12 protein-coding genes are annotated in these 13,803 nt (G+C 61.1%); 3 read left to right on the top strand and 9 right to left on the bottom strand.

What is annotated here, in order from left to right; translation table 11 throughout:
- Positions 1-41: 41 nt before the first annotated feature.
- Positions 42-1,220 (bottom strand): M20 aminoacylase family protein, encoded by a 1,179-nt coding sequence (locus ACVWSC_RS11755; protein WP_442113800.1) that lies wholly within the window; start codon positions 1,218-1,220, stop codon positions 42-44.
- Positions 1,221-1,353: 133 nt separating this feature from the next.
- Between ACVWSC_RS11755 and ACVWSC_RS11750 the strand changes: the two genes are divergently transcribed.
- Positions 1,354-2,307 (top strand): LysR family transcriptional regulator, encoded by a 954-nt coding sequence (locus ACVWSC_RS11750; RefSeq protein ID WP_442113799.1) that lies wholly within the window; start codon positions 1,354-1,356, stop codon positions 2,305-2,307.
- Between the two features lie 117 nt (positions 2,308-2,424).
- Positions 2,425-2,958, top strand: a complete 534-nt coding sequence (locus ACVWSC_RS11745) for a cysteine hydrolase family protein (protein ID WP_442113798.1) — start codon at positions 2,425-2,427, stop codon at positions 2,956-2,958.
- 81 nt (positions 2,959-3,039) lie between these two features.
- Here ACVWSC_RS11745 and ACVWSC_RS11740 read toward each other — a convergent pair whose 3' ends face one another.
- The 7 genes from ACVWSC_RS11740 to ACVWSC_RS11710 all read right to left on the bottom strand — a co-directional run bounded on the left by ACVWSC_RS11740 (position 3,040) and on the right by ACVWSC_RS11710 (position 12,214).
- Positions 3,040-3,894 carry a hypothetical protein gene (locus ACVWSC_RS11740; protein WP_442113797.1) on the bottom strand — a complete coding sequence of 285 codons (855 nt, stop codon included), beginning with the start codon at positions 3,892-3,894 and terminating at the stop codon, positions 3,040-3,042.
- 3 nt (positions 3,895-3,897) lie between these two features.
- Positions 3,898-4,338, bottom strand: coding sequence for an outer membrane protein assembly factor BamE (locus ACVWSC_RS11735; protein WP_442113796.1), 441 nt, complete (start codon positions 4,336-4,338; stop codon positions 3,898-3,900).
- Between the two features lie 49 nt (positions 4,339-4,387).
- Entirely contained in the window at positions 4,388-8,107 is a 3,720-nt protein-coding gene (locus ACVWSC_RS11730) for a YadA-like family protein (protein WP_442113795.1), read from the bottom strand.
- A gap of 45 nt (positions 8,108-8,152) precedes the next feature.
- Positions 8,153-8,983: a hypothetical protein gene (locus ACVWSC_RS11725; protein ID WP_442113794.1), complete on the bottom strand. Its 831-nt coding sequence runs from the start codon at positions 8,981-8,983 to the stop codon at positions 8,153-8,155.
- A 101-nt stretch (positions 8,984-9,084) separates the two neighbouring features.
- Positions 9,085-10,689, bottom strand: coding sequence for a response regulator (locus ACVWSC_RS11720; protein WP_442113793.1), 1,605 nt, complete (start codon positions 10,687-10,689; stop codon positions 9,085-9,087).
- 85 nt (positions 10,690-10,774) lie between these two features.
- A complete protein-coding gene (locus ACVWSC_RS11715; protein WP_442113792.1) occupies positions 10,775-11,413 on the bottom strand; it encodes a dTMP kinase in 639 nt (212 codons plus the stop codon).
- Between the two features lie 33 nt (positions 11,414-11,446).
- Positions 11,447-12,214 (bottom strand): helix-turn-helix transcriptional regulator, encoded by a 768-nt coding sequence (locus ACVWSC_RS11710; RefSeq protein ID WP_476461730.1) that lies wholly within the window; start codon positions 12,212-12,214, stop codon positions 11,447-11,449.
- 121 nt (positions 12,215-12,335) lie between these two features.
- Between ACVWSC_RS11710 and ACVWSC_RS11705 the strand changes: the two genes are divergently transcribed.
- Positions 12,336-13,229, top strand: coding sequence for a DMT family transporter (locus ACVWSC_RS11705; protein ID WP_442113790.1), 894 nt, complete (start codon positions 12,336-12,338; stop codon positions 13,227-13,229).
- A gap of 10 nt (positions 13,230-13,239) precedes the next feature.
- Here the strand turns inward: ACVWSC_RS11705 and ACVWSC_RS11700 are convergent, their stop codons facing one another.
- Complete coding sequence (locus tag ACVWSC_RS11700) at positions 13,240-13,728, bottom strand: GNAT family N-acetyltransferase (protein ID WP_442113789.1); 489 nt, start codon at positions 13,726-13,728, stop codon at positions 13,240-13,242.
- Positions 13,729-13,803: the final 75 nt, after the last annotated feature.

Genomic DNA, 13,803 nt, shown 5'->3' with positions numbered 1-13,803 from the left:
CCCGCAGCACTCACGGCTGCGCGACCGGCAGGCGGTGAAATTCAGACCAGATAGGATTCGACCAGACGCACCCAGTAGCTGGCGCCCAGGGCCAGGCAGTCGTCGTTGAAGTCGTAACCGGGGTGATGCACCATGCAGCCCCCCTCGCCGTCGCCATTGCCGATCAACAGGTAGCTGCCGGGGCAGTGCTGGAGCATCACGGCAAAGTCTTCGCTGCCGGTCAGCGGCTTGCTGTCGCTGATCACCCCATCGCTGCCCAACCAGTCCAGCGCCACCTGGCGTGCAAAGGCCGTGGGCTGCTCATGATTGACCAGCGGCGGGAAGCGCTGCGCTTCATCCACCAGCACCCGGGCACTGGCGCCAAAGCTGGCCGCCTGCGCCTGGGCAATCGCGGTGATGCGTTCGATCAGCTGGTCACGCACCGTTAGCGTGAGCGCACGCACGCTCAACTGCAGTTCGCAGTGCTCGGGAATTACGTTGGCAGCGGTTCCGGCATGAATCGCTCCCACGGTCACCACCGCGCAATCGAGCGGATCGACATTACGCGCCACCACACTCTGCAGCGCCATGACAATCGCCGCACCGGCCAACACCGCATCAACCGCCTTGTGCGGCATCGCCCCATGCCCACCGACGCCATGCACCTGAATGCTGACCGTGTCAGTCGAGGCCATGAACGGCCCGCTGCGAAACGCCAGTGTGCCGACTGGCAGCCCTGGCATGTTGTGCAGGGCATATACCGCATCACAGGGGAAGCGCTCGAACAGGCCATCTTCGAGCATGCGCCGGGCGCCGCCGTCACCCTCCTCGGCTGGCTGGAAAATCAGCGTCAGCGTGCCATCGAAGTCACCGTGCTGCGCCAGGTACTTGGCCGCCGCCAGCAGTATTGCGCTGTGCCCGTCATGCCCACAGGCGTGCATCTTGCCCGCATGCTTGCTGGCGTAGGGCAAGCCGGTCTGCTCGGTAATCGGCAAAGCGTCCATGTCGGCGCGCAGCCCGATCGCCTTGCGCCCGGTTCCACGTTGCAGGCGGCCGACCACACCGGTCTGACCGATGCCACGGTGCACCTCATAACCCCATTCCTGAAGTTTTGTGGCAATCAGCTCACTGGTGGCGAACTCTTCAAAGCTCAGCTCCGGGTGAGCATGCAGGTGACGGCGCAGGGCGATCATTTCGGCTTCGATCGCCTCAATACCGGGGAGCACGGCGGGATGACTCATGGCGTTTCCTATTGTTGTTTTTCCCAGGGCTGGGCATGCTGCGCAGATCATAGGGTGGCGCTGCGAAGCCCCGGAAGTCCGCAATTCGGTTGCGCTGACAACCAAAGGTTTACGCTTACACACAAGGGAAACCATGAAGCTGCATCAACTTCAGGCACTGGTGGCGATTGCCGATTGCGGCAGCATCCGCGCCGCCGCGCGTACGCTTGACGTCTCGCAAACCGCCATTTCCAAAGCCCTGCGCGAACTGGAGGCGCACCTGCAACTGCCGCTGCTGGTGCGCAACGCCAGTGGCGTGGGCCTGACCCTGTACGGCCGCTCACTGCTGACCCACGCCCGGCAAATGCTCGGGCAACTGGAACTGGCGCAACGGGAACTGACCCACCTCAAAGGCCAGACCGAAGGCCACCTGCGCTTCGGCATCTCGCCGTGGATGGGCATGGCGTTGCTGCCGGAAGTGGTGCAGCTGTTTCGCCAACGCATGCCGAAAGTACGCCTGGAGATCTTCGAAGGCCTGATGGCCGTCACCCTGCCGCGCCTGCGCGAAGGCACCATGGAGTTTGCCATCGGCCTGGTCTCCGCCCTGCTGCCGCGCCCGGAATTTGCCTGTGATCCGCTGCTTTCCTACCAGATGGCGGTGATCGCCCGCAGCGGGCATCCGAAACAAGCGTGCCGCAGCATCCATGAACTGCTGGATCAGGACTGGGTGGTCAACTACCCCGACACCGGCCACGACGACTTCATGACTGAACTGTTCTGGCAACACAACGCGCAGATCCCGGTTGAACAGGTGCAGCGTGCGCAGTCGTTGCAGTTGATGCTGTCGCTGATTGAACAGACAGACATGCTCAGCTACTGCCCCGAGCCGATGCTGACCGTGCCGATCTACCGCGAGCGGGTGGCGCGGCTGGACCTGGAGGAAACTTTTGCCACCGACACGATCGGGATTGTTACGCCGAGAAATACCCAGCTGGGAACGGCGGCGCAGTGTTTTGTCGAGTGTTTGTTGCAGGTGGTGAGGCGCCGAGCGCGCTCGTCGAAGCCAGAGGATCGAGAGCTGTTTGATGCAGTTAACTTGTTGATTTAAAGGACCCCCTGTAGGAGCGGGCTTGCCCCGCGATAGCGATCTACCTGTCACACCGCTATCGCGGGGCAAGCCCGCCCCTACTGTTCATTGATGGCTCAAACGCAAGGAGATGCGCCCATGTATGCCTTATTGGTACTCGACATCCAGGTCGGACTGGTTCACGGTCCGGAAAAGCCGTGGCGCTGCGAAGCACTACTGGAGACAGTCAATGGACTGATGGTGAAGGCGCGCAGTGCTGGCGCGGCGATTTTTATCGCACGCCACATCGGGCCAGCCGGATCACCTATCGAGTCGGGGAGCCCGCTAACGGAAATTGCACCCGAGTTGATGTTGCAAGGCGATGAAACAGTGTTCGAAAAACATCGGCCAAATGCCTTCGCGTCTACCGAGCTGGAAGCCCGCTTGCGCGCTTGCGGTGCCACCGGCGTAGTCGTGACCGGAATGAAGACTCAGTACTGCGTTGACAGCACATGCCGTGCTGCGCGAGATCTTGGATTCGACGCGGTACTCATTGCCGATGGTCATACCTGCTCTGACACCGCGCAGATGAGGGCTGAGGATATTGTCGCGCATCACAATGCAACACTTGGCGGGCCATTCTGTCGGTTGGTTCCAGCGCAAGCCTGGAGTTTCCAGTTGCCTGTTGCCTAGCACCCGGTAGGCGCGGGCTTGCCCCGCGATCGCGGTGTATCAGAACCACCACGATCGCGGGGCAAGCCCGCTCCTACATTGCTAATGGATGCGGTTGACCACTTCTTGCGGGTAGTAGGCAATCTGCAGCATCTGATGTTGCCCCATCAGTTGACCCTCGCCATACCAGATGATGTTGTCCTGGCGCAGCGACATACCATCGTTACCGTACGCATACTCACCGCCATTGGACGTGCCGAAGGCAAAGCGCTCTGCATCCAGGCGCTTGACGTCGTATTGCGTACCGGGCAGCGGCATCTGTTCCTTGGCGCGTTTGAGGTAGGCCGGTGCCAGCTCGGAGAACAGTTCACGGGTTCTGCTTTGGTACTCAGCAGAGGTCAAGCCGGGAGTCTGCTGCAGCTTTTTCGCGATCAGCGTGAAGTATTCGGCATCGGTGCGGGCCAAGGCCATGCGAAACGCCATGACCTCTTGCAGACGACGCTTGTCGACCTGAAGTGTGCCATCAGCACTTTTCTGCTCGGCAATGAAGTCGCGACCATCGGCCTGGATCAACGGTGCCGTCGCCAGGAACGCGGCGCAGGCAACTTCCTGGGCCTGGCGATTACCGTTGACCAGCAGCGCAGTAACACCGCCCTTGCTCTTCAGGTCTTCGCTCGTTTCGCCACTGGCGCCAACGAAACGGTCAACTTCAGCCTGCTGCATCTCGCCACGTGCCAAGCCGCAAATATGCTGCATGACCGCTGGGTTGCGCTTGCCATCCACCAGCGGTGACATGCTGAACACCGCGTTACGGATCACAGGCAATGCCGGGTACTCCAGGATGCTCAGGGTGGCAGGTTTCATCTGGGCGGTAGCGTTCTGTGCAGTGTTGTTGCAGCCAGCCAGCAGGCAGAGCGGCAACAGCATGGCAGTCAGCCATTTACTGGAAGTCGTCATGATTCACTCCTTACCCTGGTTGATCACGGAGGTTGCCAGCGGCTTGAGCGGGTCAAGGCAATCGGCCGGCGAAAACAGGAAGCTTTGGGCTTTCATGTCCTTGTCAAACAGCACCTTGTACTGACACACCCGATCAGCCTGGCCAGCGCGACGAAAGCGCAGGATGTAGTCCCACTCGCGAACGCCGAACAGGCCTTCGTGGAAATGTGGGGCACCTAACAGCTCGTACAACTGCGCCTTGCTCATGCCCGGTTGAACGTTCGCCAGGTTCTCAAGATTCACGTAGCTACCTTGCGGGCGATACGACTCACTGACTGCAGGAAACTTCGGTTCGGCGCTGTGACCCTGGTCGTCTACTTGGCTGAGGGTGCCACAGGCTGCCAACAGCAGGCCGGCGCAGCTCATGATCAGTGTACGTACCGCGGTGTTATGGAAAGTGCTCATGTCTATCTCCTCGGTAGGGCCCGGCAGAACCGGGCCTTGATGGAAAAACTCACCACTGGTAACCGACACCCACCGCAACGCCAGTCTCACCCTGGCTGGTGGTGCTGCCTTGCAGCTTCATTACCCATTTGCCGTTGTCGGTAATCTTCGAAACACCGACTGCCAGCGCCCCTTGGCCACGGAAGTTGCCGAGCCCGACGGTCGCCATGCTGGCGCCAGGCGCATAAGGCTGTGGCAAGGTGGCCATGGCCATCGCACCGGCAATACCCGAGCTGAGGATGTCGTCCTGCTTTTTCAGGTCGTGGCGCAATGCGTCGTAGCGGGCATCGGTGTAGTCGTAGAAGGAGTTCGAGATGTCGCCCATGCTGCGCTGCAATTGGCTGACGTTCACCGCATCGGTCGCTGCGCTACCAGCGGCCACGTTGGTGATCTGCCGTTCGTTTCCAGCGCTGCCAACCGAGACGCTATTGGCCCGATCGGCTACCGACTTGGCGCCGATCGCGACCGAGTTGGCGCCCTTGGCTTTGGCGTTGCTGCCGATAGCGGTGCTGTTGTTGCCCACCGCCTGAGCCCCTGCGCCGCCAGCCACCGCGTCTTTGCCGCTCGCTTTCGGTTTCGGCAAGCGACTGGTGTTGTTCACTTGGAACATGCCATCGGTGCCGTTCTGTACCTTGCTCACGTCGCCCTCGACATGCGTCACCCGGTTGTCGAGGTTGCTGACATTGGTGGTGACGTTGGCGACCTTGGTGTTGATGTTGCTGATGGAGTTGTCGGTGTACTGCTTGGACTCCACCACGGCGCCATCAAGCTGGCGCAGGTTGACGGCATCGGTGGCCTCTTTGCCATCGGCAAGGTTGCTGATAGTGCGGGTTTCACCGGTCGCGGCATTGCCCACCGAGACGGTACCGACGCTGGCGTTGGCAGCCTTGGAGTACTTGCCGGTGTAGTGTTCCGCACCACGACCGTTGTCGCTGGCGCCCTGCCCCAGAGCCACGCTGCCATCGGCGCTGGCACTGGCGCCGTTGCCCACGGCGATAGCACCCTTGCCACTGGCCTGTGCGCTTGGCCCGACAGCAACAGCGTCAGCGCCACTGGCGACCGAGTCGGGTTTGCTGGAATTGGCGTGGAAATACTTGATGCCGCCGCCATTGTTGATGCTGGTGATGCTGCCCTCGACCGTGGTGACACGGCCATCGATGTTGGTGACCTGGGCATTGGTCTCGTTGAGCTGGGACATGTTCACCGCATCGCTGTCGTTTTCGCCGCGAGCGACGTTGGTGATCTTGGTGCCGCCAGTCTTGGTCACGCTGTTATAGGTAGGTCCACCCAAGGTGATGTTGTTGTAGTTGATGCTGCCATCACCATTGAGGTCGTACTTCACCGACCCTTCGGTGGAAGCGCTCGTGACCTTCTTGAGCTGAGCGACGTTGACCGCGTCGGTATCATCGGCACCGGCCGACAGGCCAGTCACGCGGCGGTCGCCGAGGTTGACTTCGCCCGTGGCAGTACCACCTACCAGATAGGCCTGATGCCCAAGGGTGCTGCCGTTGGCGACAGACCCGGCGCCCAAGGCGACGCTGCCGTCATGGCTGGATACCGCCCCCATGCCGATCGCTACCGAGTCCGCGCCAGTGGCAGAGGAATCGGTACCGGTGGAGTTGGCATGGAAGTACTTGGTGCCGGTGGCGTAGATGTTATCGATGTGGTCGCCCAGATTGCTGACGTCACCTTCAACGTTGGTCACCCGGCCATCGATGTTGGTGACCTGGGTATTGGTCTCGTTGAGCTGGGACATGTTCACCGCATCGCTGTCGTTTTCGCCGCGGGCGACGTTGGTGATCTTGGTTCCGCCGGTTTTGGTCACGCTGTTGTAGGTGGTTCCACCCAGGGTGATGTTGTTGTAGTTGATGCTGCTATCACCATTGAGGTCGTATTTCACCGACCCTTCAGTGGCAGCGCTCGACACTTGCTTAAGCTGGGCGACGTTGACCGCATCGGTATCATCGGCACCGGCCGACAGGCCAGTCACGCGACGGTCGCCGAGGTTGACTTCGCCCGTGGCAGTGCCGCCCACCAGATAGGCCTGATGCCCAAGGGTGCTGCCGTTGGCGACAGACCCGGCGCCCAGGGCGACGCTGCCGTCATGGCTGGAAACCGCCCCCATGCCAATCGCTACCGAGTCCACGCCAGTGGCAGACGAATCGGTACCGGTGGAGTTGGCATGGAAGTACTTGGTGCCGGTGGTGTAGATGTTGTCGATGTGGGCACCCAGGTTGGTGACGTCGCCTTCAACGTTGGTCACCCGGCCATCGAGGTTGGTGATGTTGGTGGTATTGGCGTCCACCCGTTGGTTGGTCTCGTGCAGCTGCGAGCCATTGATCGCATCAACCGAGACACTGTTGACGGCGCCGGCCGCAACGTTGGTCAGCACTTGTGCGTTGCCCGGTGTATAGGCATCACCACCCGATGCAATCAGCGACAGCTGGTCGGTGCCGCTGCGCTGTACTGGGCCGATCGAGCCGTTGTTGATGTTGTAATTGAGGTTGTTGACGATGTTGCTGTTTTGCTCCACCTGCTGGTTGGTCGTGTTCAGCTGCGAACCATTGACCGCATCGGTAGAACTGTCACTGATATCGCCTGGCGCCACGTTGATGATCTTGTGGTCGCCCGCATCGATACCGTACATGGTTACGCTCGGGCCGCCGGTGATGGTCAGGCCGTAGGTGCTCATCGTGGTGTTGCCGGTGGTCACCGAATCGAACACCGGGTTATCGGCCATCTGCAATTGCAGGTTGCCGTAGGCGTCCACCTCGGTTTTCAGGTTGGAGCCCGAGTAGTTGCCTGCCGTGGTGGCCGCGCCTTCAATGGCCAGGGTATCACCGAGTTTTTTCTCTACCGAGCCAGCATTGCCGGTGAAGGTGATCGGCATCTCGGTCACGCCTCTGAGCTGGGCCACGTTCACCGCGTCGCTGTCCTGGGTGCCGGCAGCCACTGCGGTGATCTGGCGGAACTTGCCACTGCCGGCATCACCGACGGCGATCGCGCCCAAGGTACTGGTGGTAGCGCTGATCGCGTTGGCCTGGGCCGGGTTGCCGCCATTAGGAATGAAACCGAGTACGCCAGCCGCGGTACCCGCAACCGAGCCTGCGCCCAAGGCCACGCTGTCCTGGGCCAGCGCCTGGGCAGCAGTGCCCAGTGCCATCGCGTTCTGCTTGCTGGCGATGGCGTTATTGCCGATTGCCACCGAATCCACGGCAACGGCACGTGTACCCATGGGGTTACCCAACGCATCGCTGGCAACGTTACCGATGGCCAGGGAGTTGGTGCCATCGATCTTGTTGTTCAAGCCGATGCGGCCACCGTTGACATACAGTTCGTTGCCCAGGGTCAGCGAGTTGCTGCCATCGGCCTGGCTGCCGGTGCCGTAGAACAGCACGCGGCCGGTTTGGGTAGCCCTGTCGCCGGCCTTGCAATTGCTGTTGTTACCATCGTACTTCCAGCCCTGGTCACCGCTCACGCCGGTATCGTGGACGAACACGCAGCCTGAATCGGTGCTGTCGTTGACGTACAGGCCGCCGTTTCCGGCGATGCCTTTCTCGTAGTTTGAACCGCCTGCGGCGACGGCGTCACCCAGGAACAATCCACTCAGCGCGCCCAGTGACACGAGCGCCAGTGCGCGGCCGCCCTTACCCGAATGCCGGGCGAATTCACTGGCTACACACCAGCATTGTTGGACCTTAGACCAGACCACACGATAAATTCTGTTCATGATAAGGCTCCTTCCAGGGGATCGCCCTGGCATGGGTAGGGAAATTCAGCGAGAAGACAGTTGCAGGGCGCGGCTGGTCTGGATCAGCAGTTGCCGCTCCATGGCTGCGGGGCGCGATTGCTCAAGCGCAAGCTGGTAGATGCGCAGTGCGCCCTGATGGTCCTGGCGGACATAGTCGAGGTAGGCGCCAGCGAACAAGCCGACTTCGGTGCGCAGATCGCGCTTGGTCGCCTCGGGAACCTGCAGGGCGTCGATTTCGGCAAGCACTGCCGAGCTATCGGTTTTGCCCTGGTACAGGGCCACCAGGGCGCGTTGTTCAGCCGTGGCCGGTTTGATGCTGCGGGCAAGCTTCTGTACCCGTGCCTTGGCCGCTTCTGGCGTGAGTCCGGCATCGCTTGCAGTACGTGCGCCCAGCCACAGGCGCCACAGGCCGGCATAAGCTTGTACCTGAGGGCTGGGCGAGCTTTTCTGAATATCGGCGAACGCGATGCGGGCCTGTTCGAAGCGCGCCAGAGCGGTCAGGTTCACGGCTGAAGGCACCGCGATCACCGCCTGCTGGTCACTGCCCTTCAGGGCGTCGTAAAACTGCCGGGCGCGCATATGGCGGCCGTAGGCGTCTTCCAGAAAGGCCTGCTCTGCCAAAGCACGGGTACCGCCCTGCCCTTTGGCGCCCGCTTCGCGCAACACGCTCTGGGCGCCGGCAAGGTTGCCTTCGAGCAATTGCTGGTGGGCCAGCATCACCAATGGCTGCGCCGGTTTCTGCGGCACCGCCGCTGGCGCGGCGAGAACTGAGCCACTGGCCATCAACAGCGCAATGACGAGGGTGGACAGTGCGCCTGGACGGCGCTTTGAAGACGATTTCGAAGTGGATTTCATGGTGCAACTCCGTAACTAATCGGGTTGCACTCATGCTAGGGCGGGGTGGTTCGGAGCGAACTCAGAGTCCTTCAGGCCGTGCCATCAGAGTAATTCGATAGTCACTCGACACTGGCCATGAGCAGTTCGAGTTTAAGCGAAACGGTGACGTCGCCCGCCTCGCACGCATAGCTGAAGCGCCCCTCAAGGTGCTCTGCCAGGCGCTCGGCATGACGCCGGTCGATGATGCTTTGCGCTGCCATCCGCCCGTGTATCTGCAGATGCGCGGCAAGGCGTCCGTGCTCCAGAGCGGCCGTGTCCAGGCGCAGCGTAATCGGCGCATCATTGCCGGCGCGAAACAGGGCCAGGGCACTGGTCATCCATTCCGAGAACACCTGCGCATCCACCCAGACCCGATCGGTGTTGAGGCTGGAGGTACCGAACAAGGTGGCCTGATGCCCGATCAGGCAGCGCTCGACCAAGGCCCGCAGCTCACAGGTCATGGGCAATCGTGCTGCGTGGCTATCTTCAAGGTCACAGATACGCCGCAGCCGCGCCAGACGCGCGGTGAGGTCGGCCAGCCCTGGCGTTGCCGGATGCAGGCCCATATCTGCCAGGCGCTCGGCCAGTTCGCCGAGCGATGACAGGTAAAATTCACTGCGTTGGTGCAGTTGTGCTTGCGCAGCCAGTGCCTGGTCGCGCAGCTCGATCAGGTGTTCTTCATTGACCGTGATGTCCTGCAACCCCCCGAGCATGCCTGCAGGCTGACCGTTCGAGTCGCGGTAAGGCACCATCCAGTAGTGCAGCAGGCGCGGTACGCCGAACACCTCCACGCGGTTGGTCACCGCAATCGGAACGCCGTCGTTGACCAGCCGCGGGAACGACTCGGCAACTTTCTGGCGCAGCGCAGGCGGAAACCAGCGGGCATCGGCGTGTCCCGAGTTCAGCGCCTCCTCTGCGGTGATGTGGTAGTAGTCAAGAAAGCGCTGGTTACAGAACAGCAACCGGCCCTCGATGGTGCGCACGAACATGGGATTGGGCGCAGCGTCCACCAGGCCGCGCAACAGGCCTAGTTCCAGCGGCAGTTCCTGCGCTGCCAGGGCACCGGAGCCGCTCTCCTGCCCCGCTACCAGACCGTTGCGCCGGGCGATTTCCGCCAGTTCGACGTTGGACCTCACGTGCAGTTTCTCCAGCAGCTTGCCCTTATAGGTACTCACCGTCTTGAAACTGATGCGCAACTGATCGGCGATGCGCAAATTGGAGTGCCCCTCGGCGATCAACTGCAACACCGCCAATTCGCGGGGCGTCAAACTCGCCAGCTCCCCGCCACTGCCCGGCTGCATGTAATGGCGGGCGAAATGCGCGCGCCCGGCCAGCACATCGACAATCGCCTTGCGCAGCCCGCCAAGGTCCTCGTCTTTACTGACAAAACCACTGGCGCCGGCCTGAAAGCACAGCGGCGCAAAATGTTCGGGGTTCTGGCGGCTGTACACCAGCAGTTTCTGCGCCGGATCGCGGGCCCGCAAGCGGCGCAGCAGGTCAAGCCCACCGGCCCCTGGCAGGGCCATTTCGAGGATCACCAGTTCCGGGTGATGTTCACGGGCAAGCGTCAGCGCCGAGGGGATGTCCACCGCCTCGTCAATACGAGTGTGCCCCATATTTTCCAGCAGATCCCGCAAGGCACTGCGCACGATCGGTGTCGGGTCCACGAGAAGTGCAGTGGCCATTGGCCTTCCTCCCTGCTAACACGCTCTCAGTGCGATGAGCATAGCGAAAGACCGCCAACTGCCCCGCGATCGCGCTGGTTCTGATTCACCGCAATCGCGGGGCAAGCCCGCTCCTACCCGCTGCGGTATAGATCTCAGACACCACTTGCCGCGTCGCCGCTTCAATCGATCCTTCATTACGGCATAACACCCAGCCCTGATCAGCGACCGCCCGCTCGAACGCCTCGGTACAGGCGACATGCTCTTGCAGCTTGTGCATCACCGTACTGCTCAGCCCACGTGAGCGTGCCGCCGCCCTGGCCCAGGAAACGTCAGGGTCGGTGACAACCCCGACATGCAGGTCTGGCACTTGCACATTGTGATCAATGTTCAGCTGAAGAATGTCTGCAAACGGCACCAGCCGCCGAAACGCGGCATCCGACGGGTACCAGCGATCGATCAGGACAATGCTATCGGTTGGCTGCTTAGGCAGCACATGCCGGGAAATCCAGGCACGGCTGTGCGCAAAGCGCTCACAAACCCTCAGTTCCAGTTCCCAGCTGGGATTTCTGACGAAAGCGTTGACCAGCGCCATGGTTTCAGCACGGTTGGGATCGCTTTTTCTCTCGCAGAGCCGGATCACCTTGTGGTTGTCAGCCCTCAGCGCTTTGGTAACGGCCTCCAACAGGGTGGTTTTGCCGGTACCTTTGGGCCCATCCAGGGAAACAAATAGCGGACGATTCATTGCTCAAACAACGATTGATAAGTGGGCGGCACTCTACCCCATTCCCGACCTGTAGTTCGACGGCGTAGTGCCCATCACGTTGCGAAAGGCATTGCTCAAATGCGCCTGGTCAAAGAAACCCAGCTCGACAGCGATACGTGCCGGTGCATGGCCAAGGCGCAGACGCCGACGTGCTTCGATCAGGCGCAGTTGCTTGAAATACTGCATAGGGGGCAGGCTTTTCAGGGCCTTGAAGCTGCGCACCAGATGGAACCTGGACAGATTGGCTTCGGCGCAGAGGTCTTCCAGTTCAATCGCTTCGTACAGATTGTCCTTCATGAAACGGATCAACTGCGCCAGGCGCACTGGCTCATCGGTAGTTGCTGGCGTGGTACGAAAACGCGCCAGCTCACTGAACAGCACCAGTAACGCTTCGTCTCGACCGCTGGAGTCCAACTGCTCATTCAACGCGAGGATCGAACGAAACAGCGCACCATCACGGAGCACGCCCTCCTCGAACGTGGGCAGGTCATTGGCGCTGCTGGTCTGGTCAAAGATGCTGTGCACTTGCTGCGCATCCAGATGCACACTGATGAATTGCGCGCCTGTGCCGCAGAACTCCGATGCCTGCACGGTCATCGGGTTGTAAAGCGTCACCTCGCCGGATAGCACCTGTTGCTGCTTGCCGTTGAACCAGATCCGCTCCAGCCCGCTGAGGTTCGCGCTGATCACGTACTCTTCATGAGTGTGCTTGGGGTAACGGGCGCCACTGGCATTGACCATCGAGCATTCAATACGCTCAAAGCGAGTCAGGTTTTCCATTACCAACGTCATCAGTCTGCCTCGAACGCCACTAAGACCTACCAAAGGATGAGATCAGGCGAAGTCACATTTCGCATAGTCTTGACTGACTCACCACTTCAACAATAAAAAAGGTGCGCGTATGAATAACACAGAGAAGCGTCTGCTGCTCGTGGTGTTGCTGACCAGCCTCGCCATGCTGGCGTTTGCAGCCAACTCATTGCTGACGCGAGCGGCCTTCCAGACCACGACGATTGACGCAGCATCATTCACCGCGATCCGGGTGATTTCCGGGGCACTGACCCTGCTGCTGATTGCGCTGCTGCAGGGCGTAAGGCTGAAGTTCACGCCATCGGGGTTGTGGTCGGCGGTGTTGCTGTTTACCTATGTGGCAGCGTTCTCCTTTGCCTATCGCGATATCAGTACCGGCGCAGGCGCACTGGTGCTGTTCGCTTCGGCGCAACTGTTGATGATCGCTTACGGCTACGGCAACGGCGAACGAACCAACCTGCTCGGCGTGCTGGTTGCACTGGGCGGCATGGCCGCGTTTCTTGCGCCTTCCGCCTCGACGCCAGCGTGGTCAGCGGCGGCGCTGATGGCGGTGGCCGGGTTCGCCTGGGGCGGTTTTTCGGTGCTTGGGCGTGCTTGCGACTCGCCGATCGCCAACACCGCAACCAGTTTTCTCTGGGCCGTGCCGCTGGCGTTGCTGCTGATGTGGGTGCAGCACGATCACCTGAGTGTCGATAGGTGGGGCATGACCTATGCCCTGCTGTCTGGCAGCCTGGCTTCTGCGATTGGCTATGCGATCTGGTACTGGGTTCGTGGGCGCATGACGGCGATTAGCGCCGGTGCGGTACAGCTCTCGGTACCGCTGCTGAGCGCGGTACTCGGCGTCTTGCTGCTCGGCGAACATATTTCCTGGGGTGCCGGGTTGTCGGCGTTGGTCACCTTGAGCGGTGTGGCCTGGGTCACGCTGACAGCCAAAGCAAAACAACCGGGACATCGCGCTGTCGGCAAGCAAGAACCGAGTCGATAGTGCCGGTTGTCTACAGTTCCATGATCATCTCGTGCCACGCCATCCCGCCATGCTCGGAGGGGGACGGCTTCACGTAGCGATAGCCAAAGTGTTTGTAGAGGTCGATGTGCCGCTCTTTGCACATCAGGTGAATGGTTTTCTTGCCCATGCCGCGCATGCGCGCGATGAACTGACGCATCAGCAGGCTGGAATAGCCTTTGCCCTGGTGGGCAGGATCGAGGACCACCGACATGATCACCACGTTGACAGCGTTCGCATCGTGGCCTATCAGCTCTTTGAACGCTTCGTCAGACATCAGCACTTCATGGGCACAGCCGCTGTTGATGAAGCCGACGATTTCGCCCTCCAGCTCCATGACCAGGAAGCCTTGTGGGTACTGGGCGATGCGGGTGGCAATCTTGGCGTGGGTTGCCGCTTCGTCGCCCTCGTAGGCGATCGTTTCGATGTGGAAGCAGCGGTCGGTGTCAGCGGGTACTGCCTGGCGAAAAATGGGTGTCATGGGTGTTACTCAGGTGGGAGCGGGCTTGCCCCGCGATTGTGGTGTGTCTGGCGCTTCGTGATCGCGGGGCAAGCC

It is taken from the genome of Pseudomonas sp. NUPR-002, assembly GCF_056322725.1.
The sequence above is the reverse complement of the archived record's forward strand: the minus strand, read 5'-3'. Positions and strand labels throughout refer to the sequence as shown.

Bases quoted from the DNA above. Each gene is read 5' to 3' on its own strand.
- ACVWSC_RS11720 (WP_442113793.1), bottom strand. From the start codon at position 10,689: ATGGCCACTGCACTTCTCGTGGACCCGACACCGATCGTGCGCAGTGCC.
- ACVWSC_RS11710 (WP_476461730.1), bottom strand. From the start codon at position 12,214: ATGGAAAACCTGACTCGCTTTGAGCGTATTGAATGCTCGATGGTCAAT.
- ACVWSC_RS11700 (WP_442113789.1), bottom strand. From the start codon at position 13,728: ATGACACCCATTTTTCGCCAGGCAGTACCCGCTGACACCGACCGCTGC.
- ACVWSC_RS11705 (WP_442113790.1), top strand. From the start codon at position 12,336: ATGAATAACACAGAGAAGCGTCTGCTGCTCGTGGTGTTGCTGACCAGC.
- ACVWSC_RS11745 (WP_442113798.1), top strand. From the start codon at position 2,425: ATGTATGCCTTATTGGTACTCGACATCCAGGTCGGACTGGTTCACGGT.
- ACVWSC_RS11735 (WP_442113796.1), bottom strand. From the start codon at position 4,338: ATGAGCACTTTCCATAACACCGCGGTACGTACACTGATCATGAGCTGC.
- ACVWSC_RS11725 (WP_442113794.1), bottom strand. From the start codon at position 8,983: ATGAAATCCACTTCGAAATCGTCTTCAAAGCGCCGTCCAGGCGCACTG.
- ACVWSC_RS11755 (WP_442113800.1), bottom strand. From the start codon at position 1,220: ATGAGTCATCCCGCCGTGCTCCCCGGTATTGAGGCGATCGAAGCCGAA.
- ACVWSC_RS11740 (WP_442113797.1), bottom strand. From the start codon at position 3,894: ATGACGACTTCCAGTAAATGGCTGACTGCCATGCTGTTGCCGCTCTGC.
- ACVWSC_RS11730 (WP_442113795.1), bottom strand. From the start codon at position 8,107: ATGAACAGAATTTATCGTGTGGTCTGGTCTAAGGTCCAACAATGCTGG.
- ACVWSC_RS11750 (WP_442113799.1), top strand. From the start codon at position 1,354: ATGAAGCTGCATCAACTTCAGGCACTGGTGGCGATTGCCGATTGCGGC.
- ACVWSC_RS11715 (WP_442113792.1), bottom strand. From the start codon at position 11,413: ATGAATCGTCCGCTATTTGTTTCCCTGGATGGGCCCAAAGGTACCGGC.